Below are 26,737 nucleotides of genomic sequence, written 5' to 3'. Positions count from 1 at the left end.
ACCATCCGCCCCGTTTCGGCCAATTCTTACTAACCCGTCATGCAACTCCGACCCCTGGTAGCCCTTCTTGCTGCGGCCTTTGCGGCGCCCTCCGTGTTCGCGGCCGACGGCCCGCTCATCAGCCAGATCTACGGTGGCGGCGGTCGTGCCAGCGCGGTTTACAAGAATGATTTCGTCGAGATCCGCAATGCCGGCGCATCGGCGGTCGACATGAGCACCTGGTCGCTGCAGTACTCGTCCGCTGCGGGCACCAGCTGGGCCAACCAGAAATTCAACCTCACCGGCACGCTGCAGCCTGGTCAATACCTGCTGGTGAAGTTCGGCAACGGGCTCAGTGCCAGCACCACGCCTGCGGGCGTCGACCTGCCCGCGCCCGATCTCACGTTCGGCTTCGACATGAGCGGCAGCGCCGCCAAGCTGGCCCTGGTCAACAGCACGACGGCGTTGGCCGCTGTCACCTGCCCGTCTGACGCCAGCATCAAGGACCTCGTCGGCTTCGGCACGACGGCCAACTGCTCCGAGATCTCGCCCGCACCGGCGCCGACCAACAACGGCTTCGCCTTGCTGCGTGCCGACGCAGGTTGCACCGACAACGGCAACAACAGCACTGACTTCGCCAACGGCGTGCCGACCCCGCGCAACAGCAGCAGCGCCTACGCCGTCTGCACCGCGGCGGCCCCCGGCCCGGCGCCCGCGCCCGCCCCCGGCCCAGCCCCCGCGCCCGGCGCCTTCAAGCCGATCTACGAGATCCAGGGCAGCGGCGCCACCAGCCCGCTGAGCGGCGCGGCCATCACGACCGAAGGCGTCGTGACCCGCCTGACCAACACCGGCTTCTACATGCAGGCCGCCGTGGGCGATGGCAACCCGGCCACGTCGGATGGCATCTTCGTGTTCACAAGCACAGCGCCCACCGTCGCCCTGAACCAGCTGGTGCGTGTGGCCGGCACGGTCACCGAGTTCTCGACCGGTGGCGGCACCGTGACGCAGATCGGCACCGTCACCGGCATCACGCTGGTGAACCCTGGCCAGAGCATCGCCCCCACGCCGATCAGCCTGCCCGTCACCGGCGGCCTGGAGCGTTATGAGGGCATGCTGGTCACGCTGGCCGGCCCGCTGACCGTCGGCCAGAACTCCTTCCAGGCCCGCTATGGCCAGCTGACGCTGTCGGCCGGTGGCCGGCTGGAAACGCCCACCAACAAGTACCGCCCGGGCAGCGAGGCCGCCAAGGCCCTGGCCGCCGACAACGCAGCCCGCCTGATCGTGCTGGAAGACGGCAGCACGCTTCAGAACGTGAGCCCGACGCCCTTCACCGGCCCCACCGGCGCGCTGCGCGGCGGCGACACGATCGGCACCATCACCGGCGTGATCGACTTCGGCCCCACGACCACCAGCACCGGCGCGCCGGGCGCCTACCGCATCGTGCCGCAGCTCAACACCTCGCTGCAGTACGCACAGACCAACCCGCGCACCACCACGCCGCCGGCCGTGGGCGGCAACGTGAAGCTGGCCAGCTTCAACGTGCTGAACTACTTCACGACCTTCACCAACGGCCAGACGGCTGACGGTGCGGGCGCCAGTGCCCAGCCCTGCGCTGGCGAATGCCGTGGCGCCAACAACCTGGCGGAGTTCAACCGCCAGCAGGCCAAGATCGTCGCCGCGCTCAGCGCCATCGACGCCGACGCCGTGGGCCTGATGGAAATCCAGAACAACGCCATCGCGCCGCTGAACTTGGTGGCCGCGCTGAACGCCAAGGTGGGCGCTGGCACCTATGCCGTCGTGTCGGGCTCCGCCGCCGGTGCGGTGGGCACGGATGCCATCAAGAACATGATCATCTACAAGCCCGCCAAGCTCACGCCGGCTGGCGTCTCGGTGATCGACACGGACTCGGTCAACAACCGCCCGACCGTGGCCCAGAGCTTCACGCTGGCCAACGGCCAGAAGTTCACGCTGGTGGTCAACCACCTGAAGTCCAAGGGCTGCGGCAGCGCCACCGGTCTGGACCTGGACCAGGGTGACGGCCAGAGCTGCTACACCGCCACGCGCGTGAAGCAGGCCTCCCGCCTGCAAAGCTTCGTCGCCTCGCTGCAGACCAGCAGCGGCAGCAACGACGTGGTGCTGGTGGGCGACTTCAATGCCTATGGCATGGAAGACCCCATCACCCGCCTGACCGACAACGGCTTCGTGGACCAGATCGGCCGCTTCAACACGCTGGGCTACTCCTACGTGTTCGATGGCGCCGCCGGTCGCCTGGACCACGCCATCACGACCTCGTCGCTGTCGCCCAAGGTCAGCAGCGCGACCGAGTGGCACATCAATGCCGACGAGTCGGTTGCCCACGACTACAACCTGGAGTTCAAGCAGCCCGCCTGCGCCACCTGCGCCCCGGACCCGTATGAGGCCAGCGTGTACCGCTCGTCCGACCACGACCCGGTGGTAATGGGCCTGAACCTCTACAACGCCTACATCACGGCCGCCAGCACGACGGTGGCGGGCACGGCGGGGGATGACCTGATCACGGTGGGGGCACTGCGCCCGACGCTGACCGGTGGCGCAGGTCGCGACCAGTTCGCGTTCAGCGCCAGCTTCTCCGGTGGCGCCACGATCACGGACTTCACGCCCGGCACGGACCTCATCAACCTGCGCGCGGTGATGAGCACCGCCGGCATCACGGCCGCCAACCCGCTGGCCACCGGCCAGGTCACCTGCCTGCGAAGCGGTGTCGGCGATGCACTGATCTCCATGGACGCCGACACGACCGGCCCGCTGCCGCGCCGCCCCCTGCTGCTGCTGAAGAACGTGGGCTGCGCATCGCTGAACGCCAGCAGCTTCCAGTTCTGAGCCGCCCTCCCCTCTTCGAACCGAAGCTTGTCATGAACCACCTCCACACCCTTCGCAAGCCCCTGGCTGCCGCCGTCCTCACGCTGGCCTGCGCCGCCGCCTCCGCCGCAGACTTCCGCGTCGACGGCAGCATCACGTTCTCCGACATCGTTGGCCTGAGCGGTCAAACCTTCTCGGGCCAGTTCTCGCTGGACCTGCCGACCGCCAGTTTCACGGGCGACGTGCCACTGACCGCCTTCCGCCTCACCGTCGGCGCCCAGACCTACACGCTGGCGGGTACCGCGCCGTCGGTCTACTTCGACAACGGCCAGTTCACCGGTTTGCAGTACCTGTGGACCGGCAGCGACGGCGCGTCCTTGAACGTGACCACGGGCTTCATTGGCGCGTTCGAAGGCACGCTGGACTACACCGCAGCTGACCAGAAGTTCGCCACCGGCAGCTTCACGATCTCCGCCGTCCCCGAGCCCGAGTCCTACGCGCTGATGCTGGGCGGCCTGGGTCTCGTCGGCTGGATGGCCCGCCGCCGCAAGGCCTGATCCGTTTTCGACACGCACTTCAACCTGGGAGATTTCATTGATGACCAAGTCCCTGACCGCCCTCGCACTGGCCGCCCTGGCTGCGCTGCCGGCGCATGCCGCGCTCACTGCGGGCGACATCGCCTTCACATCGTTCAATGCCGACGAGAAAGGCTGGTCCTTCGTGACCTTCGTCGACATCGCGGCGAACACCACCATCTACTTCTCCGACAACGAGTGGCAAGGCAGCGCCTTCAACACCGGCGAGGGCTACCAGAGCTGGAACAGCGGCACCGGCACGATCGCGGCGGGCACGGTCATCCGTTTCTCAAGCATTCAGAACAGCTCACGGGCCGCGTCCCTGGGCACCTTGAGCGCAGTGACCGGCATCCCGAACGCGGGCAGCCTCGACCTCAGCGCCAGCCCTGACAGCCTCTTCGCCTACATCGGCTCCGCCACCAGCCCGACCACCTTTCTGGCGGCCATCGCCAGCTCGTCGTTTGGTGCAGCGGCAACCGGCGTGCTGACAGGCACCAGCCTGACGACGAGCGCCTTCGAGCTCGGTGTGTCGTCGGGCTCGGACTGGGCTCAGTACACGGGCGCACGCGCGGGCCAAACCACCGTTGCCGGCTACAAGGCCCTGGTGGCCGACAAGGCCAACTGGACCATCAACGGTGACGGCGTCTTTACCACCGCAGTCCCCAACACGACCGCCTTCGTCGCCACACCCGTCCCCGAACCCCAGACCTACGCCCTGATGCTGGGCGGCCTGGGTCTGGTGGGCTGGATGGCTCGCCGCCGCAAGGCCGCCTGAGCGCCACGCACGCCGCGTCAAAACGGCCCGCTGCTGCGGGCCGTTTTTCATTCAGTACGTCCGACTGCCCTTGAACTGCGCATGCTGGCGCCGCTGCAGCGTCGTGCTGCGGCTCATGGCGTTGAACGTCACGCTTGCATGGGCGTGCATGATGGCCAGGCCCAGCGCGTCGGCAGCGTCCTTGCCGGGCACGCCGGGCAGGTTCAGCAGCCGCTGCACCATGGCCTGGATCTGCTCCTTTTTTGCGTGGCCGTTGCCGGCGATGGCCTTCTTCATCTGCAGCGCGGTGTACTCGCTGACCGGCAGTTCCGCCGACACCAGCGCCGTGATCGCCGCGCCACGGGCCTGGCCCAGCAGCAGCGTGGACTGAGGGTTCACGTTGACGAACACGATCTCCACTGCGGCGCACTGCGGCTGGTAGCGGGCGCTGACCTCACGGATGCCGTCGAACAGGATCTTGAGCCGCGCCGGCAGGTCGCCCACGGCGACGCCGCTGGTCTTGATGGTGCCGCTGGCCACGTAGGCCAGCCGCGGGCCGTCGGCGTCGATGACGCCGAAGCCGGTGGTCTGCAGGCCCGGGTCGATGCCGAGAATCCTCATGCCAAGCCTGTAGGGCGGGTCACGACCCGCCATGCGTTGGTGTGTGCGAAGGCACCGTCCGGCAAGGAGGGTGGGACGAAACGGCGGGTCTCGACCCGCCCTACGGTGCTGTGATTGCCAGCGGTCTTCATTCAGCGGTACCCCAGCGGCAGCTGGAAATACCAGCGCACCGAATGGAAGAACACCGGCGCTGCAAAGCACAGCACGGCAATGCGGTCCAGCAGGCCCACGGCGCCGGTGATGGAGCTGCTGTTGCCCCAGTAGCGCACGCCGGCGTCCTTCTTCAGCGCCTTCATCACGAGCCCGCCGAAGCCCGCCGCGGCAGCGGCCAGAAAGGCCATCACCAGCGCCTGGCCGGCCTTGAACGGCGTGATCCAGTACAGCAGCGCGCCGGCCAGCGAGCCGGTCAGCGTGCCTATCCACCAGGCTCGCATCGAGAAGCTGCGGCTGATGCGCCGCGCCACAGGCCGGCGGCGCAACGTGCGCGTGGCGATCTCCTGCGCGATCTGCGAGGCAGCCACCACCATGACAAGGAAGAACAGCAGGAAGGCGCCGCGCCCGGTGAAGCCGGGGAAGTCCAGCAGTAGCAGCGCCGGTGCGTGCGACAGGCCGTAGACGCAGACCATCACACCCCACTGGATCTTGGCGTTGCGCTCCAGGAAGCGCATCGGGTCATCAGCCAACGCGCTGACGATGGGCAGCGCCAGGAAGCCGTAGACGGGCAGAAACACCGTGAACAGGTCGAAGAAGCGCGTGCCGCACAGCATGTACTGCACCGGTACCAGCACGAAGAACGCGACGATGAGCGTGCGGTGGTCGCTGCGCTGCGTGTGCACGAGGGTGATGAACTCGCGCAGCGCCAGGAACGAGAACAGCGCGAACAGCAGCGTGGCGCCCAGCGGGCCGGAGATCCAGGCCACCCAGAACATGCAGCCGCCTATCCACGCGGCGCGCAGGTCGCGGCGCACGCGGGCCCAGGTCAGCTCAGATTGGCGGCGCGCGTCCTCGTTGGCTCGCTCGCGCAGCGAGTTCAGGAACAGACCCACCGTGAGCAGCAGCAGGAAGCCGAACAGCACGACGAACAACAGCGCCACCTGCTCGCTGGCATTGAGGGACTTGAGCCAGCGCATCAGTCTTCTCCCTCGACGGGCACGACCCAGTCGGGGTCGGGCCGCTGCTCCATGACGGCCTCGCGGGCGCGGCACAGAAAGTCGGCCTTGCTCTCGCCATCCTGCAACTGGATGGGCGCACCGAAGGTGACGGTGCACAGGATGGGCACAGGCACGACCTCGCCCTTGGGCATCACGCGCTGCACGTTGTCGATCCAGGTGGGAATCAGCTGCACATGCGGGAATTGCTGGGCCAGGTGGTAGATGCCGCTCTTGAACGGCTGCGGGTTGCCCTTGCTGGAGCGCGTGCCCTCCGGAAAGATCACCAGCGAGTCGCCATGGGTCAGCGCCTCGACCAGCGGCTCCAGCGGGTCTTCATCGGGGTTGGCGCGCGTGCGGCTGACGTAGATGGCGTTGAACACCTCGGTGGTCAGCCAGCGCCGGAAGGCGCTTTTCGTCCAGTAGTCGCGCGCGGCGATGGCGCGGGTCTGGGCCCGCAGCTCGTGGGGGAAGGCGGCCCAGATGAGCACCAGGTCGAAGTGACTCTGGTGGTTGGCGATGTAGATGCGCTGCTCGGCTTTTGGCGGGCAGCCCTTCCAGTGGCCCTGCGCGCCGGTGATGAGACGGGCGATGAAGGCGAGCAACTGGCCGGTCAGGGCGGCGGGCGTCATGGGACGGGATTATCGGTGTCACCCTCACCGTCGGTTTTGGGGGACGACCTGAAGCGGCCTGCTGGAGGAGGCGCCGCCTAAAACCAATAGTCCTTCACGCAGCGCCCGTCACGCGGCAGGTCGTCGAAGGTGTCGAAACCGTCGAAGTGGTCAATGGGGATGTCGGCCACGGCAGCCGGCTCGGCCAGCCGCAGGTTGACGGCAATGCGCCGGCGGCCCTGCTCATCCAGCCGCAGGCCGCGCCAGTGCGTCACGCAGCCGCAGCTGGGGCAGAAGTGAAACTCCAGCGCCGTGCCGCGCACATAGGCCTGCGTGGGGCCGGTCACGTGGATGCCTTCGTCGACGTAGTCGTAGGCCCACAGCGTGCCGTAGCGGCGGCAGGCAGTGCAGTTGCAGGCCGTGGCGCCGTCGGGCTGACCGTCGAAACGCCAGTGGACGCCGCCACACAAGCAGGAACCTTGGATCATGGAATCTCCATGACCGGCGTGGCATAGATGGGATCGGTGTAAGGGCGCCCGCCGAACAGGAATTCGTCGGTGCCCACCTGCGCGAAGCCGAAGCGCCGGTAGAACTCGACGGCCCGCACGTTGCGATCGTAGACACCCAGCCACAGCGTGCGCGCGCCGCGCTGGCGCGCCCGGGCCTGCACCTCGCCCATCAGCTGCGCGCCCAGGCCCTGGCCGATGAAGCCCTGGCCCAGGTACAGCCGCCACAGCTGCAGCGGCGACGGCCCGGCCACGCAGGCTGGCGCCGGCTTGTCGCGCAGCACGGCGTAGCCGGCCAGCTGGCCGTCGATGCGGGCCAGCCACGTCGTGCAGGCCGGGTCCAGGATGACGCCGGCCATCACGTCGGGCGTGAAGTGCTCGGCGACGTAGTCGGCAATCTCCTGCGCGTCGTCCAGTCCGCGGTAGGTGTCGGTGAACGCCTGAGCGGCGAAGGCGGCGAGCACGCCGGCATCGGCCGCGGTGGCCAGGGTGATGACAGGTGGCAGGGGCATGCGGACGATTCTCGTCCGCCGCGGGGGCGAGGCGCTCAGCGGGCCTTCTTGACCAGCTCGACGAACACCTTCGAATACAGCGCGTCGGGCGCCGCCACGCAGGCTGCCGCGATGCCGGCGGCTGCCGCATTGAGCTGCTTCGCCTGCGCCACCAGCGCCTCGCCGCTCTGGCGCGGCATGCCGGCCAGCAGCAGCATGCCCGTCGTCATGCGCACCACCGGCATGTGCGACGGGTCGGTCTCGGGGAAGGTGGCCTTGAAGTAGGCCGTGTCGGTATTGAACTCGGCGCAGGTCTTGGCCGCCAGCCCTTCCACCGTGTCGCGCATGAACTCCACCGGCACGATGACGTCGGGCAGCGGCGCGCCGCTGCCGCCCGACTTGGCGCCGAAGCGCAGGCTGCGCACGAAGGTCAGCGCCAGCTCATCCAGCGCCGCGGAGCGCGACGACGCGTGCAGCCTGACCTCGGCCGGCGTGCCGTCGGGCGCAATCTTCACGAAGACATCGGCCGTGCCCTGCACGCCCTGCCCGGCCAGCTCGACGGGGTAGGCCGTGCCGCCGGGGCGCAGCGACTGGGCCCGCAGCCGGGCAACACGAGCTGCGGCGGGCGCAGACGCGGCGGACGCCGCGGGCTCGGCAGCGGTCGGCGGCTGGGCGTGGGAGAACGGGGCAACGGCGGCCAGCAGGACCGGCGCCAGGCGGGAAAGCTGCAGAGGCATCAGGCCAGTATCACGGTCTTGGCGCCCAGCCGCTGCAACAGCCCGTGCGTCAGCCGTGTCGCCAGGCCGTAGACCGTCAGCTGAGGGTTGGCGCCCAGACTGGTGGGGAACAGCGAGCCGTCGTGCACCGACAGGTTGGCGAGCTGCCAGTGCTGGCCGTCCGGCCGCACGACGCCACGGGCCGCGTCGGCGGCCATCGTGCAGCCGCCCATCACGTGCGCGCTGCCGACGGTGGCGAGGAAGGGCTTCATCGCCAGCCCCGCGATGCCGGCCTTGGCCTCGGCCAGCGTCGCGTAGTTGGCGGCCAGCTCGTGCACGGGGCGCACGGCCTGGGCGCCAGCCGCGAACTGGATCTCGGCCATCGTCAGGTAGGCGCGGCGCACGCCGTCGAGCAGGTAGTCGGTGACCGCGTAGTCCAGCACCGGCGAGCCGTCGCTGCGCAGCTTGACGGCGCCGCCGGCGGCGTCGGCATGGAAGCCGTCGCGCAGCAGCGCGATCATCAGTTGCGTGCGCGGCATGTCCTTCGCGCGCTGAGCCAGCTCGGCGCCGATGCCGCCGCCATTGCCCATCGCGAACGTCGGGTGCACGGGCGCCACCTCCAGCTTGTAGCCCACCGGGCCGTCGACCGGACCGGTGTGCAGGAAGTGGTCGCAGAACACCGACAGCGGCGCACCGGCCCAGCCGGCGACGTCGTGGTCGAACAGCGCCGAGCCGCCGGCCGTCGGGTGCAGGAAGGTGCGCTTGCCCAGCAGGCCGTGCGGGTCCGGTGCGTTGGAGCGCAGCAGCAGCCCGGGCGAGTTGATGGCGCCACCGGCCACGACGTAGTGCTTGGCGGTGATGCGCACCGGTGCGCCTGTCACGGCGCCGTCCAGCGCGACCGGCTCGGCCACCAGCGCGCTGACGCGGTCGCCCTGCAGCTCGACCCTTGCGGCGCGCGTCTGCACCAGCAGCGTGGCGCCATGGTCCAGCGCCACCGGCAGAGTGCTCACCAGCATGGACTGCTTGGCGTTGGTGGGGCAGCCCATGCCGCAGGAACCGAGGTTCCAGCAGCCCTTGACGTTGCGGCGCACGACCTTCGTCGGGATGCCCAGCTTCTCCGCGCCGCGGCGCAGCACGTCGTTGTTCTCGTTGGGCGCGGTCTGCCAGTCGGCGATGTTCAGGCGCCGCTCAGCCTGCTCGAACCACGGCGCCATCGCCGCCTCGTTGAAGTCCGTGAGGCCGAACTTGTCGCCCCAGTAGGCAAGCGCATCGGGTGGCGTGCGGAACGAGCCGGTCCAGTTGACGGTGGTGGAGCCGCCCACGCAGCGGCCCTGCAGGATGTTGACGACCTGGTCCTGGGTCTTGCGGCCACCGCCCTCCTGGTAGAGCTGGCCGTAGGCGTCGGTCTCGCGCTGCTTGAACTGGCGGCTGGAGCGCAGCGGGCCTTCCTCGACGATGACGATCTTCAGCCCGGCACGCGCCAGCATCTCGGCCGTGATGCCGGCGCCGGCGCCGCTGCCGATGATGGCGACGTCACAGTCCAGCGTGGCGGGCAGCGCAGCGTGCGGGCCGCCATGCACCTTCCAGCCACGCTGCAGGCCGTCGACGATGGGGTCGGGAATCGAGCTCATGGGATTTGCACCGGGCCGGGATAGCCCACGCTGCGCCAGTTGTCCGGCGCGTTGAAGAAGGCGACCGCGTTCAGGTCGCGCAGCGCGTGATAAATCTGCTGCTTGGTGTCGGACGTGGAGACGCGCATGGCGTTGAGCGCCTCGTGGACCTCGTACAAGGTGGCCGTGGCCCAGGGGCTGGACAGCCCCACCAGCGCATACCGGCCCGCCGCCGTGGCCAGCAGGCCCAGCGCGTCGGACAGCTCCTTGCGCGTGGGCGCGGGCAGGCCGGCGATGAAGGCGTCCAGCCGGTCCAGCTGCAGCGCCAGTGCCGCGTCGCGCGCGGCGCCCGGCGGCGGCAGCAGGTCGGACAGCACGGCCTGCGCGGCGGCGCGCATCACGTTGCGCGCGCCGGGGCCCAGCTTGCCGTCCACCAGGCCCGGCTTGATGAGGGCCACGCCCGCCCCGGCCACGCCGATGACGACGGCGGCGCCCACGCCCAACTTCAAAAATCCGCGGCGCTTCATCACACGATCTTCTTCAACAGGCCGAGCAGGCGCTCGAAGGTGGGGCCATACGGCGGCTGGAACAGCCGGGTGCCGGCGAAGCGCGACTGGATGAACAGCGGCTTCTCCTTGCTGAAGGTGCGGAAGCCCCACTCGCCGTGGTACGAGCCCATGCCGCTGGCGCCGACGCCACCGAAGGGCTGGTCTTCTTGGCCCAGATGCCACAGGCAGTCGTTGATGGTCACGCCGCCGGCATGGGTCTGGGCCATCACATGGTCGCGCGCGGCACCGTCCTGGCCGAACCAGTACAGCGCCAGCGGGCGGTCGCCGGCGTTGATGTGGGCCAATGCCTCGTCCACCTTGTCGTAGCTGACGATGGGCAGCAGCGGGCCGAAGATCTCCTCCTGCATGACGGTGGCCTCAAGCGGCACGTCCAGCAACAGTGCCGGCACGAGGCGGCGGTCATCGGGCTCCTCGTCGTGCGTGCGCAGCACGCGCGCGCCGCGCTGGGCTGCGTCGACGATCAGTCCTTGCAGCCGCGCGTGATGGCGCGGCGTGGCGATACTGGTGTAGTCGGCATTGCCGGCGATGCGCGGGTACATTCGGCGCATCTCGGCCAGGATCTGCTGACTCAACGGCTCGATGAGTTCGCGCGGCACCAGCAGGTAGTCAGGCGCCACGCAGGTCTGGCCGGCGTTGAAGAGCTTGCCAAAGGCCAGCCGCGACGCGGTCAGCGCCAGGTCGGCGCTGCGGTCGACGATGGCGGGCGACTTGCCGCCCAGCTCCAGCGTCACCGGCGTCAGGTTCTTCGCCGCGGCCTGCGCGACATGGCGGCCCACGGCGGTGGAGCCGGTGAAGAAGAGATGGTCGAACGGCAGCGTCGTGAACGCCTTGCCGACCTCCGCGTCGCCGGTGATGACCAGCATCTCCTCGGGCTTGAAGTGCTCGGCGACGAGGCGGGCCATCAACTCGCTGGTGGCCGGTGTCAGCTCCGACGGCTTGATCAGCACGCGGTTGCCGGCCGCCAGCGCGGCGACGGCCGGCTCCATGGCCAAGTAGTACGGGTAGTTCCAGGGCGCGACAACGCCGACGACGCCCAGCGGCTGGCGCATGAGCACATTGCGGCCGGGCAGGAAGTGCAGCGGCGTCGCCACGCGGCGCGGCTTCATCCACGCGCGCAGGTGCTTGAGCGCGTGGCGGGCGCCGGCCTCGACGGTGAAGATGTCGGCCAGCAGCGATTCCTGGCGGGCGCGGTGGCCGAAGTCCTGCGCCATCGCTGCGGCCAGTGCTTCGCCGTGCTGGCGCGTCATGTTGAGCAGCCGCTCCAGGCGGTCTCGGCGCACGGCGTAGGACGGCATGCGCTCGGCGTCGAACGCGCGGCGCTGCGCCGTCAGCGCCAGGTGCAGGCGTTCCTGCAGCGCGGTGTCCATGGCCTTGTCTCCGGTTCTTGATCGAATCCGGGGAGGCTAACCGCAAGTGGTGGACGCCCCAACAGGGGCGGCCCTGGACTAGAGGGCTGCGTCTAGTCCCGAAGGTGACAACAAGCCCTTCGCCCGATCTCGCACCGCTGAACGCGGGCGAGCCCGGTCGGTCCCCCGAGGGGACGGCGATGCCCGCGGCATTGAGCCGCGGGCACATCGCCAGCGCGGGCCGGCTTGGGAGCGGCCCGGCGCTCGGCCCGCAAATCCGGCACCGATCCGAATCAGTGTCGGAAGTGGCGAACGCCGGTGAGGACCATCGCAATGCCGCGCTCGTTGGCGGCTGCAATCACTTCGTCGTCGCGCATCGAGCCGCCCGGCTGGATGACGCAGGTGGCACCGGCATCGGCCAGCACGTCCAGGCCGTCGCGGAACGGGAAGAAAGCGTCGCTGGCGACGGCAGAACCCGCCAGCGTCAGGCCGGCGTGGCCGGCCTTGATGGACGCGATGCGGGCCGAGTCCAGGCGGCTCATCTGGCCGGCACCAACGCCCAGAGTCATACCACCGCCGCAGAAGACGATGGCATTGCTCTTGACGTACTGGGCCACGGTCCACGCGAACATCAGGTCGTCGAGCTGCTGTTCGGTCGGCTTCAGTGCGGTGACGACCTTGAGGTCTTCACGCTTCAGGAAGTGGTTGTCGGCGGTCTGCACCAGCAGGCCCGAGCCGACGCGCTTGACGTCCTGCGCGTTGCGGCCCTGATCCCAGGGGCGCGAGCCTCCCGCCGGCAAAGCGATCTGCAGCAGGCGCACGTTGACCTTGCCCTTGAAAACTTCCAGCGCCTCGGCGCTGAAGCTCGGGGCCATCAGCACTTCGACGAACTGCTTGACCACCAGCTGTGCAGCGGCGCCATCCAGCTCACGGTTGAACGCGATGATGCCGCCGAAGGCGCTGGTGGGGTCGGTCTTGAAGGCCTTGCTGTAGGCCTCCGCCGGGTTCACGCCCACGGCCACGCCGCAGGGGTTGGCATGCTTGACGATGACGCAGGCCGGCGTGTCGAAGCTCTTCACGCATTCCCACGCGGCGTCGGCGTCGGCGATGTTGTTGTACGAGAGCTCCTTGCCCTGCAACTGTTTGCCGGTGACCAGCGAGCCGGGCGCGGGGAACAGATCGCGGTAGAGCGCCGCGGTCTGGTGCGAGTTCTCGCCGTAGCGCAGGTCCTGCACCTTCACGAACGTCGAGTTCATCTGTGCCGGGTACTCGGCCAGGCTGCCGTCGTCCTGGCGGGCCGACAGGTAGTTGCTGATGGCGGCGTCGTACTGCGCGATGCGGTTGAACGAGGCCACGCTGCAGGCGAAGCGGGTCTTGTCGCTGGTCTTGCCATGGGCCTTCAGCTCTTCCAGCACGGCGGCGTACTGGGCGGCGTCGGTGAGCACCGTCACGTCTTTCCAGTTCTTGGCCGCGCTGCGCACCATGGCCGGGCCGCCGATGTCGATGTTCTCGATGGCGTCTTCCAGCGTGCAGCCGGGCTTGGCCACCGTGGCCTCGAACGGGTAGAGGTTGACGGCCAGGATGTCGATGCGCGTGATGCCATGCTGGGCCATCGCGGCCACATGCTCGGGCAGGTCAGAGCGGGCCAGCAGGCCGCCGTGGATCTTGGGGTGCAGCGTCTTCACGCGGCCGTCCATCATTTCGGGAAAGCCGGTGTGCTCGGCCACTTCCGTGACGGGCAGGCCAGCGTCAGCCAGCAGCTTGGCGGTGCCACCGGTGGACAGCAGCTTCGTGCCCAGAGCGTGCAGCTCCTTGGCGAATTCGAGGATGCCGGTCTTGTCGGAAACCGAGAGGAGTGCAGTGAGGGCCATGGAGGTCTCGCAGTTCAGAAGCTGTGAAGGGATTCCGCGCGGCCGAGCAGACCGTCGCGGTGGCGCCAATCAAGGCGCAAGGCGGAGCCGTAGCGCGTGCTACGGCGAGCGATTGCAACGCCGCATGACGGCGTTGCAGCGGGATGAGCGGGCGTGCGGAGTTCGTTCACAGCTTCTCAGAGGTTGTGGTCGGTCAGCTTGCGCCGCAGCGTGTTGCGGTTCATGCCCAGCCATTGCGCGGCCTTGCTCTGGTTGCCACCGGCCTCACGCATGACGATCTCGAACAGCGGCTTCTCCACCAGCTTGACCAGCATGTCGTGCATGGAATGCGGCTCCTGCCCGTCGAGGTCGCGGAAGAAGGCTTCGAGGTTTTCGCGCACACAGGCGTCAATGGGGTTGGGCGGGGCGTTCTTCTGGGCACTCATGGCAGGGTCAGGCAGGTTCAGGCGGCGCAGGCTTCGTCGGCTTGCGCGTCTTCGTCGATGGCCACCTCGGTGGGAGGCAGGCGGTAGTGGGTCTGGCCGAGGTCGTCGAACCAGTCGCGGAGCGCCTGCAACTGCTCTTCGCAGCGCTCCAGAGTGTTCATGTGCTGGCGGAAGACCTCGCCGCCAGGCAGGCCGCGCACGGCCCAGCCGATGTGCTTGCGGGCGCTGCGCACGCCGCTGAGTTCGCCGTACAGGCCGTAGTGGTCGTGCAGGTGCTCGGTCAACACGTCGCGCGCCTCGGCGACGGTGGGCGCGGCCAGGTGTTCGCCCGTCGCCAGGAAATGCGACACCTCGCGGAAGATCCACGGCCGGCCCTGCGCGGCGCGGCCGATCATGACCGCGTCAGCCCGTGTGTAGGCCAGCACGTCGCGGGCCTTCTCGGGCGAGTCGACATCGCCGTTGGCCACGACGGGAATGGCCAGCGCGGCCTTCACGGCGGCGATGGTGTCGTACTCGGCCAGGCCCTTGTAGCCCTGCTCGCGCGTGCGGCCGTGGATGGTCAGCATCGCGATGCCGGCAGCCTCGAACAGCCGCGCCAGGCGCAGCGCGTTGCGTTCGTCGGCGCTCCAGCCGGTGCGCATCTTCAGCGTAACCGGCACGCCACGCGGCGCGCACACGGCCACGACAGCTTCCACGATCTCCAGCGCCAGTGCCTCGTTGCGCATCAGTGCCGAGCCGGCCCACTTGTTGCAGACCTTCTTGGCCGGGCAGCCCATGTTGATGTCGATGATCTGCGCGCCGCGGTCGATGTTGTAGGCAGCGGCCTCGGCCATCATGGCGGCGTCGGTGCCGGCGATCTGCACGGCAATCGGCCCGGGTTCGCCACTATGGTCGGCGCGGCGCGAGGTCTTCAGGCTGCCCCACAGCTCCTTGCGCGAGGTGACCATCTCGCTGACCGCATAGCCCGCGCCAAGGCGGCGGCAGAGCTGACGAAAGGGCCGGTCCGTCACCCCCGCCATCGGCGCCACGAAGAGCCGGTTGGGTAAGGAGTGGGGGCCAATTTGCACGAAGGTCTGCTCAAAAAAGAGGCGAGATTGTAGCCATCGGGGTGGACGGCAGCCGTCGACAATGCCGGCATGGAAGCTTGGCTCAGCCAATTCGTCAGCGCGCTGCTCGGCGCGCTGGCCCTGCCGCAGGTGGGGCTGGTGGCGGTGTTCATCGTCGCCTTCATCTCGGCCACGCTGCTGCCGCTGGGCTCGGAGCCGGCGGTGTTCCTCGTCGTCAAAGCCGACCCCGGCATGTTCTGGCCCGCCATCGCCGTGGCCACGGTCGGCAACACGCTGGGCGGCGTCGTGTCATGGTGGATGGGCTATGGCGCGGAGCGCGCCGTCGAGGCGGTCAAGCAACAAGCGCCAGCCCACTCGCGCGCGATGCGCTGGCTGCAGCGCTTCGGCCCCAAAGCCTGTCTGCTGAGCTGGCTGCCCGTCGTGGGCGACCCGCTGTGCGTCGTGGCGGGCTGGCTCAAACTGCCGTTCTGGCCCTGCGTCGGCTACATGGCCGTGGGCAAGTTCCTGCGCTTCCTCTTCTACACCGCCGCCTTGTTGTGGCTTGTTCCCGAAAGCTGGCTCTCATGACCTCTGCCTACCAAGACCTGGCCGCGCGACAGCAACGCCTGCACCGCCTGACCCACCTGCAGTCCATCGCCCAGTGGGACCAGGCCGCCAACATGCCCGCCAAGGGCAACGAGGCGCGCAGCCTGGCGCTGGCCGAGATGGATGGCCTGCTGCACCAGCTGGCCACCGAACCGGCGCTGGCCGACCTGCTGGACGCCGCCGCCGCTGAGCCGCTGGACGACACGCAGCGCGCCAACCTGCGTGAGATCCGCCGCGCCTGGCGCGCCGCCAACGCGCTGCCGCAGGCGCTGGTGGAAGCCAAGAGCCTGGCGAACAACCGCTGCGAGCACGCCTGGCGCGCGCAGCGCCCCGCCAACGACTGGGCCGGCTTTGCGCCCAATCTGCGCGAGGTGCTGGCCCTCGCGCGCCAGGAGGCCGAGTACCTGTCGCAGAGCACCGGCCTCGCCAGGTACGACGCGCTGCTGGACCAGTACGAGCCGGGCATGCGCAGCGCCGAAGTCGAGCAGGCCTTTGCGCCGCTGCGGCAGTGGCTGCCGGGGCTGATCCGCGACGTCACAGCCCAGCAGTCGCGCCAGACCGTCATCCAGCCCGTGGGCCCCTTCCCCACCGCCGCACAGAAGGCACTGGGCCTGGACGCGATGCGGCTGATGGGCTTCGACTTCGACGCTGGCCGGCTGGACGAGAGCACGCACCCCTTCTGCGGCGGCGTGCCCGAGGACGTGCGCATGACGACGCGCTACCGCGAGGATGACTTCCTGCCCGCGCTGATGGGCGTCATCCACGAGACCGGCCACGGCCGCTACGAGCAGGGCCTGCCGCGCGCGCTGCTGGGCCAGCCCATCGCCCGCGCGCGCTCCATGGGCATCCACGAGAGCCAGAGCCTGTCCTTCGAGATGCAGCTAGGTAGCCACCCGGCCTTCGCCGGCTTGCTGGCGCCGCTGCTGGTGAAGCGCTTCGGCGACCAGCCCGCCTTCGAGCCCGGCAACCTGCACAAGCTGCTGACGCGCGTGGCGCCGGGCTTCATCCGCGTGGACGCCGACGAGGTGACCTACCCCGCCCACATCCTGCTGCGCTTCGACATCGAACGCGCACTCATCGAGGGCGACGCCGAAGTGGAAGACATCCCGGCGCTGTGGGACGCCAAGATGGCCGAGCTGCTGGGCCTGGACACGCGCGGCAACTTCAAGGACGGCCCCATGCAGGACGTGCACTGGCCCGCCGGCCTGTTCGGTTACTTCCCCTGCTACACACTAGGCGCGATGTACGCCGCGCAGTGGTTCGCGACGATGCGCGCGCAGCAGCCCGACCTGGATGCGCGCATCGCCCGCGGTGAACTGGGCGGCGTGTTCGACTGGCTGCAGACGCATGTGTGGCAAGCCGCTAGCCGCTGGGAGACGCCCGAGCTGGTGAAGCGCGCCAGCGGCGAAGCGCTGAACCCCACGCATTTCGAGGCCCACCTGCGCAGCCGCTACCTCGCCGGCTGAACGCCTTCGCGCGAAAAAAAAGGGCCGCCCTGCGGGGCGGCCCAAGTTCGGTTCGAACGTTCTCTCTGTCGTGCCGACCACTGCGCTTCCCCGGCCCCCCGGCCTTCTCCGCGCATGGCGCCCGGTCACATGTGGTCTACCGGGCTGGGCCGCCGCATCGCTACGACAGGCTTGGCGTCATTCTGGGCAGGTCCGCGTCGACTGGCATCCCCGCAAGCCCAGAGGGCGCACGAGCGCCGCGTGACGGGCGTCACAGCATCAGCACCAGCCGCTCCAGGAACAGCACGCCGAAGAAGCCCAGGCCAGCCACCAACGTCCACTTGACGATGACGACACCCAGCTGCCGCCAGCGCGGCTGACGCGTGGCGATGGACAGCGCAAAACAAAGGATGGCCGCGAACAGCAGCAGGCCGATGACGAGGCGGGCGATCAGCATGGCGCTGCCCCGCTCACCACGCCGGCGCCAGTTCGGCGAAGCCCTTGGGCGCGGCCTTGGCGTCTTCGAAGGTGACGATCTCGTACGCCTCCTCGTCGGCCAGCAGCGCGCGCAGCAACTTGTTGTTCAGCGCATGGCCTCCCTTGAAGGACGTGTACGCCGCCAGCAGCGGCATGCCGGCCACGTGCATATCGCCGATGGCGTCCAGGATCTTGTGCTTCACGAACTCGTCGTCGTAGCGAAGGCCGTCGGCGTTCAGCACCTTGTAGTCGTCTACGACGATGGCGTTGTCCATGGAGCCACCCAGCGTCAGGCCACGGGAGCGCATCAGGTCGATGTCGGCCGTCATGCCGAACGTGCGCGCGCGGGCGATGTCCTTCTTGTAGGCGCCCGAACCCATGTCGAATACGTACTGGCTGCCGGTGGCCGCCACGGCCGGGTTGTCGAACTCGATCTCGAAGCTCAGCGTGTAGCCGTGGTGCGGCACCAGCCGGGCCCACATCAGCTTCTTGCCCTCGCCCTGGCGCACCTCGACGGGCTTCTTCACCTTCAGGAAGCGCTTGGCGCCGTCCTGCATCGCGATGCCGGCGGACTGCAGCAGGAACACGAAGCTGGCGGCCGAGCCGTCCAGCACGGGCACCTCGTCGGCGTTGATGTCGACGTAGAGGTTGTCCAGCCCCAGGCCGGCGCAGGCCGACAGCAGGTGCTCGATGGTCTGCACCTTGGGGCCGCCGGGGTCGCCGCCGGGGCTGATGGTGGTCGCCATGCGCGTGTCGCTGACCGAGTGGACGCCGACCGGGATGTCAACGGGCGGGCACAGGTCCACGCGGCGGAACACGATGCCCGTGTCCATGGGCGCCGGGCGCAGCGTCAGCTCGACCTTCTGGCCGCTGTGGATGCCCACGCCGACGGCGCGCGTGATGGACTTCAGGGTGCGTTGCTTGACCATGTCAGTGGCGCCCGGCCGCCCGAAGGCACTGACGCACCCCCTCGGGGGGCAGTGAGCGAAGCGAGCGTGGGGGCTGGTTCATACCCAGGGATTGTCCCAGCATCAGGCGCTGCCCTTGCGCTCCACGGGCAATCGCAGCGATAGCCGGGTGCCATGGCCTGGCGAGGAATCGACGCGCAGCTTGCCGCCCAGGGCCTGTGCGCGTTTGATCTGGCTTTTCAGCCCGCGGCCGTGCTGGATGGTCTGCAGGTCGAAGCCGGCGCCATCGTCCTCCACACGGATCTCGACGTAGCTGCCGTGGTGGCGCGTGACCATGCGCACGCGGCTGGCTCGGGCATGCTTGAGCACGTTGTTCAGCGCCTCCTGCATCAGCCGCAGCACATGCAGCGCATCAGGCGGCTCCAGCCAGGCCAGCGGCGGCAGGTCCTGCACGTCCCAGTCCAGCTTCAAGCCGCCGATCTGCAGGCGCTTGCCCAGGCGGTAGCGCATGGTGGCCAGCAACGACACCAGGTCGTGACCCACGGGCTCCAGCGAATCGATGACCAGCCGCAGGTCGTCCACGCATTCGCGCAGCACTTCGACGACCTTCTCGTGCGACATGCTGCCCTGCTCCACGGCCACCAGCGCCGACAGCAGCGACGAGCCCAGGCCGTCGTGCATGTCGGCCATGATGCGTTGGCGCTCCAGCAGCAGCGCCTGCTGGCGCTCGACCTCGCGCAGCTGCGCATTCTGCGCCTGCAGCACGGAGACCTGCTCGTCCAGGTCCTCCTGCAACTGGCTGTTCTCGGCCTGCACCTGCTCGACCGTGCCCACGTAGCGGCGCTGCACGGCATGCAGAAAGCTGAGCATGACCGCTAGCGTCGCAAACGGCAGCCCGAAGAAATGCTCGGGCCAGGCCCAGCCGGCCAGCACGGCCAGGTCGTGCCCGCCCACCGCCACCGCGCCGACCATGGCCAGCACCATCACGCGCAGCTCCGTGCAGCGCTCGCGCCAGGCAAGCACGGCCAGCCAGCCCGTGCCGATGGCAGCCACGGCTGCCGTCACGCCGTACTGCAACACCACCATGTCGACCTGACGCAGCCACAGCGGCATGCTGACCACGCTGACGAGCACAACCGCCGTCACCAGCCCGCGCTCCAGCAGCCGCGCACGCCGGCACGCAAAGCGCAGCGCGAACAGCAGGGCGGTCAGCATGACCCAGGCCAGGGAGGCGTGCGTGGCCCACCAGAACCAGTCCTGCCCCGTTGTCGATGCCGGCTGGCTGACGTAGTAGTGCAGGTTGCGCACCATCCACGACAGCGCCACAAGCGCGAACAGCCCGTAGATGGCCTCGTCGCGGCGGCGCAGCCACAGCGTCAGCGCGAACGCCCCCAGCACCACCAGCGTCAGGCTCACGGCCTGCGGCAGGCCGGTCTGCATGCGCACCCGCCACTGCCAGCGCTTCTCCAGCACCTCGCGCGGCCCCACCCACAGGCGCGACACAGCGTGGTATCTGCCCGCGGGCACGGGCAATGCGACGACGATGTCCAGCCCCTGCTCTCCCGGGCCGGGCAGCGGCAGCCACAAGGGCTGCACCCATTGCTCGCGCTCTGCATGCTGGTTGTCCAGCAGCAGCCGCCAGCCGCCGTCGGGCGAGCGCGCCAGCACGGCGGCCGACAGCGTCACCAGCCGTGGCACGTACAGCGCCTGCGGCTCGTCCACGCCGGCCGGCACATGCACGCGATACCAGCGCATCTCGTAGCCGCGGCCGTCCTGCACGACGGCCGCGCCGGGGCGGGCGCGCACGTCGGGCATGGCGACTGGCTGCCAGGCCGCAGCGGCCTCGGGCGGCAACAGGTCAGCGGGCAGCGACAGCCGGTCGCTCGCCAGCAGGGCCTGGCGACGCAGCGCGCTCCACCAGGCGTCCAGTTGGTCGCGCCGCCATGCGGTGGTGGCGAGCTCGGCGGGCGCGGCGTCGTCGCCGGCATGGCGCGGCGCGGGCTGGGGCAGACGCTGGGCCTGCGCCAGCATGCAGCTCCCCAGCAGCACCAGCATCAGCCAGCGGCGCAGAAGCAGGCCCAGCTCAGGCATGCCGGCAAAAACTTCTAGGCGTTGACATGGGGCGCCAGCATGCCACAGGGGTAGCGCCCGCTTGCACCGCCCGGCCCGGCAGGGCGACCGTTCAGCCGCCGACAGGCAGTTGGTGGCGAGCCGCCTCGCGCAGCTCGCGCGACAGCCCAGCGTCGCCCACGGCGCGCGACAGCAGCAGCGCGCCCACAAGCGTGGACAGCATGGCCAGCGCCTGCTCACGTCGCTCGGCGTCATCTCCCCCTGGCATCTGGCCTTGCAGCGTCGCGGCCAGGCTCTCCACGCCCTCGGCAAACACGGTCTTCACCGCCGCACCGCCCCGAGCAGCATCGGCCGCTAATGCCGCCAAACCACATCCGGCACCGGGGTGGTCACGGTGTGCGTCCGACAGGTAGGTCTGCACCCACGCCGACAGGTGGTGTTCGGCCTGTTGCTGCCACTGGACGCGGTTGGCTTGCAGCGCGCGCTTCGTGGCCTGGGCCGCCAGGTCGTCCTTGGACTCGAAGTGGCCATAGAAGCCCCCACGCGTCAGCCCGGCCGCTTGCATCAGGTCGTTCAGGCCGATGCCATCGAAGCCGCGCTCGCGGAACAACTGGGCGGCGTTGTCGAGGATGCGTTCGCGGTTCTCTTCGGCCTGGGCGCGCGTGACCTTCATGTCGGCTTCCTGTGGTTTTTCGGACGGTACTTGACCGATTTTACATGTTGACCGACATTTATCTCAATCATGTCAGTCGACATGAATATTCAACCGAGAAGGAATCGCCATGCAGCTCAAGAACGCCATCGTCTTCGTCACCGGTGCCAACCGCGGCTTGGGCCGCGCCTTTGCAGAAGCGGCGCTGGCCGCCGGCGCGGCCAAGGTCTACGCCGCTGTGCGCGACCCGGCGGCTATGGCCCTGCCCGGGGTCGTGCCCGTCCGGCTGGACGTGACCGACCCCACCCAGGTCGCCGCCGCCGCCGCGCAATGCGCCGACGTGACACTGCTCATCAACAACGCCGGCGTGTCGCTAGGCGCCGGCGTACTGGCCACCGACGCCATCGCCACCGCACGCCATCACTTCGAGACCAACGTGTTCGGCGTCTGGTCGTTGGCACAGGCTTTCGCGCCGGTGCTGCAGGCCAATGGCGGCGGCGCGGTGCTGAATGTGCTGTCGGTGCTGAGCTGGCTGACGCTGCCGGGCCTGGCGCCCTACAGCGCCAGCAAGGCCGCCGCCTGGGCGCTGAGCAACGGCCTGCGCGCCGAGCTGAAGGCCCAGGGCACGCAGGTCACCAGCCTGCACGTGGGCTACATGGACACCGACATGACGCGCGGCCTGGACGCGCCCAAGTCCGCTCCCGCCGACATTGCACGCCTCGCGCTGCAGGGCGTGGAGGCCGGCGCCATCGAAGTGCTGGCCGACGACATCAGCCGCCAGGTCAAGCACAGCCTGTCCACGGCCACGCCGGCCTACGCCTGAGCGCGGGAGATCCCATGCCTGCGTCACACGCCATCGCCACGCCAGTCACGCCCCAGACCAATGGCCACCTGGCCGCCGCCCGTCACGCGTTCTCCACGCCCGAGCGTGTCGGGCTCACCGCCGACGAGCGCAGCGCGCTGGCCGGCGCCGCGCAACCACCGCTTCACCATGAAGGCCTCAAGCTCGCGCGCTGGACTCTGGGCAGCGGCCCGCGTGTGCTGCTTGTACACGGCTGGAACAGCCGCGGCTCGCACCTGCTGGGGTTGGCGACATCGTTGGTAGACGCCGGCTTCTCGGTCACGCTATTTGACCTGCCGGGCCATGGCGACTCCGGCGGCCAAGCGGCGAGCGTCGTGCATGCCGGCCGGGCACTGCGCGCAGTGATGGCGGACCTCGGCGAGATCCACGGCGTCATCGCCCATTCCATGGGCTCGGCCGCATCGCTGCATGCCTTCGCGCACGGAGCGGCGGTGCAGCGCAGCGTGCATCTGGCCGGCCCCTCGTCGCTGACGCACATGGTGCAGGGGCTGGCTCGCGCCCACGGCCTGCAAGCCGCCGACGCGGCCACCTTCGCCGCCTGGGTGGAACGCTTCATCGGCACACCCATCGCCCACGTCGATCTGGAGCGGCTGCGGCACGGCCTGCGCCACCCCGGCCTCATCGTGCACGACCGCGAGGACCGCACGGTGCCGTTCGCCGAGTCCGAGGCGTTGCACCAGGCCTGGGTCGGCTCGCGCTTCGAGCCGGTCTCGGGCCTGGGGCATCGCCGGCTGCTGGCGGACGCCACGGTCATCGCGCGCAGCGTGGCCTTCATCGCCGGGGTCGATGCATGAGCACCGCGCCACACGCCTGGCTGCTGACGCTATCGGCGCTGTCGGCGCTGGCGACACTGTCCACCAACATCCTGCTGCCGGCGCTGCCCGTCATCGCGCGGTCACTGGCCATCGACGAGGTGCGGCTGACGGCGGCGGCGCTGGGCCTGTTTCTCGCAGTGTTCGCGCTGGCACAGCTCGTCGTCGGGCCGCTGTCGGACCGCCTGGGCCGTCGCCCCGTTGTGCTGGCAGGCCTGGCCGTGTTCAGCATCGGCAGCGCCGTCGGCGCGTTCGCGATGACGCTACCTTTGCTGCTTACCGGCCGCGTGCTGCAGGCCTTGGGCGCCGCCGCAGCCTCGGTGTTGGCGCGGGCAGCCGCGCGGGACCGCTTCGAGGGGCCGCAACTCGCAGCGCTGCTGGGCCGCATCATGGTCGTCATGGCCGCAGCGCCAGGCTTCTCCCCGCTGCTGGGCGGGCTGGTGGAGGCTGCGGCTGGATGGCGGGCGTTGTTCGCCACGCTGGTGCTGGCGGGGCTGGCACTGGCGCTCGCCTATGTGCGCATCGTCGGCGAAACACTGCCCGCCGAGCGCCGCCGCCAGCAGTCGGCCGGTGCGCTGGCACGTGCTTACTTCGTGCTGCTGGGCGACGCCCGCTTCATGCGGCCCGCGCTGGCCACGGCCGCTGTCCTCGGCGCGCTGTTCGCGTTCTTCGGCACGGCGCCGCTGGTGCTGTCGCACCGCTTCGGTTTCACGGCGCTGCACGTGGGGCTGTTCTTCGCCGCAACGGTGTTCATCGTCTTCGCCGCAGGCCAGGCAGCGCCGCGCTGGACGGCCCGCTGGGGTGCCCCCACCGTGCTGCGACTTGGTGCCACGCTGGCCATCGCCGGCGGGCTCGCCCTGCTGGCAAGCCCCGGCGCGGGCCTTGCCGGATTCGCCACGGCGGGCGGTATCTTTCTGTTCGGCATGGGCCTGGTGTCGCCCACCGGCACGGCGCTGGCGCTGACGCCGTTCGGCACACAGGCCGGCCAGGCCTCAGCCTTGCTGGGCTTCCTGCAGATGGCTGCTGCGGCGCTGCTGACCACCGCGGCCACCACGCTGCCAGGCGCTCGGCTGGACGCGCTGGCCGCCGTGCTCACCGCGGGCGGCCTGTTGGCGCTGCTGTCGGGCCCCGCCAGGCTGGTTGCACCGCCGACTCGCACGCCCTGAAAGCAAAAAGCGAGCCTCGCGGCTCGCCCTTGCTGGCTGGTTGGCGACGAGTTCAGTCAGCCTGCTTGCGCAGGAATGCCGGGATCTCGATCTCGTCCATGCCGTTGGACGACAGCGCCTCCACCTTGGCAGCGGCGCTGCCCGAGCGGCCGTGGCGCCACACGCTGGGCACGTTGGCATTGGCGAAGTCACCCAGGCCCAGGCCCACATTGGCCTGCGCTGCCGTCGGCGTGACGGACTGGCCCATCGCGACTGCCTGCGTCAGCACGGGCATGGCCATGCCGTCGGTGCCGTTGCGCACCACCTGCTGGGTCTGCACCACTTGCAGCGGCGCCGCCTGGCGGGCGCGGTTGGTCAGACCGGTGGCGATGACCGTGACGCGCAGCGCATCGCCCAGACTTTCGTCGTAGGCCGTGCCGTAGATGATGTGTGCATCCTCAGACGCATAACGCTTGATCGCGTTCATCGCGTTCTTGGACTCGCTCAGCTTGAAGTTGCTGCGACCGGCGGCGATCAGCACCAACACACCCCGCGCGCCGGACAGGTCGATGCCCTCCAGCAGCGGACAGGCCACCGCAGCTTCCGCGGCCTTGGCGGCGCGGTCCGGGCCGGTAGCCTGGGCCGTGCCCATCATGGCTTTGCCGGGTTCGCTCATCACCGTCTTCACGTCCTCGAAGTCGACGTTGACCAGGCCAGGGATGTGAATGATGTCGGAAATGCCGCCAACAGCGTTCTTCAGCACGTCATTGGCATGCGCAAAGGCCTGATCCTGCGTGACGTCGTCACCCAGCACGTCCAGCAGTTTGTCGTTCAGCACGACGATCAGAGAGTCGACATTGGCCTCCAGTTCGGCCAGGCCAGCGTCGGCAGCCTTCAGACGGCGACCGCCTTCGAACTCGAACGGCTTGGTGACCACGCCCACGGTCAGGATGCCCATTTCCTTGGCCACGCGTGCAATCACCGGCGCAGCGCCCGTGCCAGTGCCGCCGCCCATGCCGGCGGTGATGAACAACATATTGGCGCCGGCGATGGATTCGCGAATGCGGGATTCGGCTTCTTCAGCCGCCGACTTGCCCATTTCGGGTTTCGCACCGGCACCCAGGCCCGTGGAGCCGAGTTGCAGCAATTGGTCGGCCTTGGAGCGGTTCAGTGCCTGCGCATCGGTATTCGCACAGATGAATTCAACCCCCTGCACGCCCTGGGCGATCATGTGGTCCACGGCGTTGCCGCCGCCACCACCAACACCGATCACCTTGATTTGGGTGCCTTGGTCAAATTCTTCGATCATCTCGATGGGCATATGAAACCTCCTAACTGATGCAATTGTGCCGTGGCACTCAATGAATGACTAGTTGCTGAAACAACTTTTTCGTGGTGGGGCGTGGTTTTTTGGGGGTCAAAAATTCCCCATGAACCAATCCTTGACGCGCCCCAGCAGGGTTTGCACGGAGCCAGCCTGCTGCGCGGCCTTGAAACCCCGATTGCGCGACAGCCGGGCTTCTTCCAGCAATCCCATGACGGTGGCCGACCGCGGATTCGCCACCATGTCGTAAAGCGCGCCGGAATACGTCGGCAGACCGCGACGAACAGGTTTCAGGAAAATGTCCTCGGCGAGTTCCACCATGCCTGGCATGACCGCCGAGCCGCCGGTCAGCACGATGCCGCTGGACAGCAATTCCTCATACCCGCTTTCGCGGATGACCTGGTGCACGAGCGAGAAAATCTCCTCCACACGCGGTTCGATGACGCCGGCCAGCGCCTGCTTGGACAGCATGCGCGGGCTGCGATCGCCCAGGCCGGGCACTTCGACTTGGTCGGCCGGGTCGGCAAGCAGTTGCTTGGCAACGCCATATTCGACCTTGATTTCCTCGGCATCCTTGGTCGGCGTGCGCAGCGCCATCGCGATATCGGAGGTGATCAGGTCGCCCGCGATGGGGATGACGGCGGTATGGCGGATGGAGCCACCGGTGAATATGGCGACGTCCGTCGTGCCGGCACCAATATCCACCAACGCCACGCCCAGGTCACGTTCGTCGGCAGTCAGCGCGGCATGGCTGGAGGCGCTCGGGTTCAAAACCAGCTGATCCACCTCCAAACCGCAGCGGCGCACGCACTTGACAATGTTTTCCGCGGCACTCTGGGCGCCGGTCACGATATGAACCTTGACCTCCAGCCGGCCGCCGCTCATGCCGATGGGCTCCTTGACCTCATGGCCGTCGATGACGAATTCCTGCGGCTCGACCAGCAGCAGGCGCTGGTCGTTGGGAATATTGATGGCCTTGGCGGTTTCCACTACGCGGGTCACGTCCACCGGCGTGACCTCCTTGTCGCGCACGATGACCATGCCGGTGGAGTTCTGGCCGCGGATATGGCTGCCAGTGATCCCCGTGTAAACCCGCGATATTTTGCAGTCGGCCATCATTTCAGCCTCTTTCAAGGCCTGCTGGATGGACTGCACGGTCGCGTCAATATTGACGACGACGCCGCGCTTGAGCCCGTGCGACGGCGCCACACCGAGGCCGGCAATGCGCAATTCACCCGTCGGCAATACCTCGGCCACCACCGCCATGATCTTGGCGGTACCGATATCCAGTCCAACGACCAAATCCTTGTATTCCTTGGCCATGTCCGTC

General features: G+C 68.8%; 26 protein-coding genes. 8 read left to right on the top strand and 18 right to left on the bottom strand.

Translation table 11 applies throughout. The features are described 5' to 3' along the window. The first annotated feature begins 39 nt into the window (after positions 1-39). Genes ACG0Z3_RS18695 through ACG0Z3_RS18685 form a run of 3 tightly spaced genes read left to right on the top strand, consistent with a single transcriptional unit; the run spans position 40 to position 4,167 of the window. On the top strand, positions 40-2,838 hold the full coding sequence (locus tag ACG0Z3_RS18695) for an ExeM/NucH family extracellular endonuclease (protein WP_394400253.1): 2,799 nt from the start codon (positions 40-42) through the stop codon (positions 2,836-2,838). Positions 2,839-2,870: 32 nt separating this feature from the next. Next, on the top strand, positions 2,871-3,374 hold the full coding sequence (locus ACG0Z3_RS18690) for an FxDxF family PEP-CTERM protein (protein WP_394400251.1): 504 nt from the start codon (positions 2,871-2,873) through the stop codon (positions 3,372-3,374). 40 nt (positions 3,375-3,414) lie between these two features. Further along, entirely contained in the window at positions 3,415-4,167 is a 753-nt protein-coding gene (locus tag ACG0Z3_RS18685; protein ID WP_394400249.1) for an FxDxF family PEP-CTERM protein, read from the top strand. Between the two features lie 51 nt (positions 4,168-4,218). On the opposite strand, the gene ruvC is transcribed toward ACG0Z3_RS18685, so the two are convergent. The 12 genes from ruvC to dusB all read right to left on the bottom strand — a co-directional run bounded on the left by ruvC (position 4,219) and on the right by dusB (position 15,127). Continuing rightward, positions 4,219-4,767, bottom strand: a complete 549-nt coding sequence (gene ruvC, locus ACG0Z3_RS18680) for a crossover junction endodeoxyribonuclease RuvC (RefSeq protein ID WP_394400247.1) — start codon at positions 4,765-4,767, stop codon at positions 4,219-4,221. 131 nt (positions 4,768-4,898) lie between these two features. Beyond that, positions 4,899-5,897 (bottom strand): phosphatidate cytidylyltransferase, encoded by a 999-nt coding sequence (locus ACG0Z3_RS18675; RefSeq protein ID WP_394400245.1) that lies wholly within the window; start codon positions 5,895-5,897, stop codon positions 4,899-4,901. Beyond that, positions 5,897-6,547 carry a lysophospholipid acyltransferase family protein gene (locus ACG0Z3_RS18670; RefSeq protein WP_394400243.1) on the bottom strand — a complete coding sequence of 217 codons (651 nt, stop codon included), beginning with the start codon at positions 6,545-6,547 and terminating at the stop codon, positions 5,897-5,899. Before ACG0Z3_RS18670 ends, ACG0Z3_RS18675 begins: the two co-directional genes overlap by 1 nt. A gap of 77 nt (positions 6,548-6,624) precedes the next feature. Beyond that, positions 6,625-7,014: a GFA family protein gene (locus tag ACG0Z3_RS18665; protein ID WP_394400241.1), complete on the bottom strand. Its 390-nt coding sequence runs from the start codon at positions 7,012-7,014 to the stop codon at positions 6,625-6,627. Beyond that, complete coding sequence (locus ACG0Z3_RS18660; protein ID WP_394400239.1) at positions 7,011-7,544, bottom strand: GNAT family N-acetyltransferase; 534 nt, start codon at positions 7,542-7,544, stop codon at positions 7,011-7,013. The genes ACG0Z3_RS18665 and ACG0Z3_RS18660 overlap by 4 nt, the downstream gene beginning before the upstream one ends. A 35-nt stretch (positions 7,545-7,579) precedes the next feature. Further along, positions 7,580-8,260, bottom strand: a complete 681-nt coding sequence (locus tag ACG0Z3_RS18655) for an energy transducer TonB (RefSeq protein ID WP_394400237.1) — start codon at positions 8,258-8,260, stop codon at positions 7,580-7,582. Continuing rightward, the gene (locus ACG0Z3_RS18650; protein WP_394400235.1) at positions 8,260-9,870 is read right to left on the bottom strand and encodes a GMC family oxidoreductase N-terminal domain-containing protein; all 1,611 of its coding nucleotides are present in this window, start codon (positions 9,868-9,870) and stop codon (positions 8,260-8,262) included. Before ACG0Z3_RS18650 ends, ACG0Z3_RS18655 begins: the two co-directional genes overlap by 1 nt. Further along, positions 9,867-10,376 carry a hypothetical protein gene (locus ACG0Z3_RS18645; RefSeq protein ID WP_394400233.1) on the bottom strand — a complete coding sequence of 170 codons (510 nt, stop codon included), beginning with the start codon at positions 10,374-10,376 and terminating at the stop codon, positions 9,867-9,869. Before ACG0Z3_RS18645 ends, ACG0Z3_RS18650 begins: the two co-directional genes overlap by 4 nt. Next, positions 10,376-11,785, bottom strand: a complete 1,410-nt coding sequence (locus tag ACG0Z3_RS18640) for a coniferyl aldehyde dehydrogenase (protein ID WP_394400231.1) — start codon at positions 11,783-11,785, stop codon at positions 10,376-10,378. The genes ACG0Z3_RS18645 and ACG0Z3_RS18640 overlap by 1 nt, the downstream gene beginning before the upstream one ends. A 272-nt stretch (positions 11,786-12,057) precedes the next feature. Beyond that, complete coding sequence (gene purH / locus ACG0Z3_RS18635) at positions 12,058-13,635, bottom strand: bifunctional phosphoribosylaminoimidazolecarboxamide formyltransferase/IMP cyclohydrolase (protein WP_394400229.1); 1,578 nt, start codon at positions 13,633-13,635, stop codon at positions 12,058-12,060. 176 nt (positions 13,636-13,811) lie between these two features. After that, entirely contained in the window at positions 13,812-14,060 is a 249-nt protein-coding gene (locus ACG0Z3_RS18630) for a helix-turn-helix domain-containing protein (protein ID WP_394400227.1), read from the bottom strand. A 17-nt stretch (positions 14,061-14,077) separates the two neighbouring features. Beyond that, the gene (gene dusB, locus ACG0Z3_RS18625) at positions 14,078-15,127 is read right to left on the bottom strand and encodes a tRNA dihydrouridine synthase DusB (RefSeq protein ID WP_394400225.1); all 1,050 of its coding nucleotides are present in this window, start codon (positions 15,125-15,127) and stop codon (positions 14,078-14,080) included. 69 nt (positions 15,128-15,196) lie between these two features. Here dusB and ACG0Z3_RS18620 point away from each other — a divergent pair, with 69 nt between their 5' ends. Continuing rightward, entirely contained in the window at positions 15,197-15,694 is a 498-nt protein-coding gene (locus ACG0Z3_RS18620; protein ID WP_394400223.1) for a YqaA family protein, read from the top strand. Further along, positions 15,691-17,178: a carboxypeptidase M32 gene (locus ACG0Z3_RS18615; RefSeq protein ID WP_394400221.1), complete on the top strand. Its 1,488-nt coding sequence runs from the start codon at positions 15,691-15,693 to the stop codon at positions 17,176-17,178. Before ACG0Z3_RS18620 ends, ACG0Z3_RS18615 begins: the two co-directional genes overlap by 4 nt. 250 nt (positions 17,179-17,428) lie before the next feature. Here the strand turns inward: ACG0Z3_RS18615 and ACG0Z3_RS18610 are convergent, their stop codons facing one another. The 4 genes from ACG0Z3_RS18610 to ACG0Z3_RS18595 form a co-directional block, all read right to left on the bottom strand. Then, positions 17,429-17,614 (bottom strand): hypothetical protein, encoded by a 186-nt coding sequence (locus ACG0Z3_RS18610; RefSeq protein WP_268167217.1) that lies wholly within the window; start codon positions 17,612-17,614, stop codon positions 17,429-17,431. A gap of 13 nt (positions 17,615-17,627) precedes the next feature. Next, on the bottom strand, positions 17,628-18,563 hold the full coding sequence (gene lpxC, locus ACG0Z3_RS18605; RefSeq protein WP_394400219.1) for a UDP-3-O-acyl-N-acetylglucosamine deacetylase: 936 nt from the start codon (positions 18,561-18,563) through the stop codon (positions 17,628-17,630). A gap of 102 nt (positions 18,564-18,665) precedes the next feature. After that, on the bottom strand, positions 18,666-20,633 hold the full coding sequence (locus ACG0Z3_RS18600) for a sensor histidine kinase (protein ID WP_394400217.1): 1,968 nt from the start codon (positions 20,631-20,633) through the stop codon (positions 18,666-18,668). 91 nt (positions 20,634-20,724) lie between these two features. After that, positions 20,725-21,285 carry a TetR/AcrR family transcriptional regulator gene (locus ACG0Z3_RS18595; protein ID WP_394400215.1) on the bottom strand — a complete coding sequence of 187 codons (561 nt, stop codon included), beginning with the start codon at positions 21,283-21,285 and terminating at the stop codon, positions 20,725-20,727. 109 nt (positions 21,286-21,394) lie between these two features. Between ACG0Z3_RS18595 and ACG0Z3_RS18590 the strand changes: the two genes are divergently transcribed. Genes ACG0Z3_RS18590 through ACG0Z3_RS18580 form a run of 3 tightly spaced genes read left to right on the top strand, consistent with a single transcriptional unit; the run spans position 21,395 to position 24,104 of the window. Next, positions 21,395-22,087 (top strand): SDR family oxidoreductase, encoded by a 693-nt coding sequence (locus tag ACG0Z3_RS18590; protein ID WP_394400213.1) that lies wholly within the window; start codon positions 21,395-21,397, stop codon positions 22,085-22,087. A gap of 14 nt (positions 22,088-22,101) precedes the next feature. Then, a complete protein-coding gene (locus ACG0Z3_RS18585; protein ID WP_394400211.1) occupies positions 22,102-22,920 on the top strand; it encodes an alpha/beta hydrolase in 819 nt (272 codons plus the stop codon). After that, positions 22,917-24,104, top strand: coding sequence for a Bcr/CflA family efflux MFS transporter (locus ACG0Z3_RS18580; protein ID WP_394400209.1), 1,188 nt, complete (start codon positions 22,917-22,919; stop codon positions 24,102-24,104). Before ACG0Z3_RS18585 ends, ACG0Z3_RS18580 begins: the two co-directional genes overlap by 4 nt. A gap of 52 nt (positions 24,105-24,156) precedes the next feature. On the opposite strand, the gene ftsZ is transcribed toward ACG0Z3_RS18580, so the two are convergent. Then, positions 24,157-25,404 (bottom strand): cell division protein FtsZ, encoded by a 1,248-nt coding sequence (gene ftsZ / locus ACG0Z3_RS18575; RefSeq protein WP_394400207.1) that lies wholly within the window; start codon positions 25,402-25,404, stop codon positions 24,157-24,159. A gap of 96 nt (positions 25,405-25,500) precedes the next feature. Continuing rightward, positions 25,501-26,730: a cell division protein FtsA gene (gene ftsA, locus ACG0Z3_RS18570; RefSeq protein ID WP_394400205.1), complete on the bottom strand. Its 1,230-nt coding sequence runs from the start codon at positions 26,728-26,730 to the stop codon at positions 25,501-25,503. Between the last annotated feature and the right edge of the window lie 7 nt (positions 26,731-26,737).

Origin of the sequence: Pelomonas margarita, from assembly GCF_043555875.1 — a bacterium.
In the GTDB taxonomy this organism is placed as follows: domain Bacteria; phylum Pseudomonadota; class Gammaproteobacteria; order Burkholderiales; family Burkholderiaceae_C; genus Pelomonas; species Pelomonas margarita.
The sequence above is the reverse complement of the archived record's forward strand: the minus strand, read 5'-3'. Positions and strand labels throughout refer to the sequence as shown.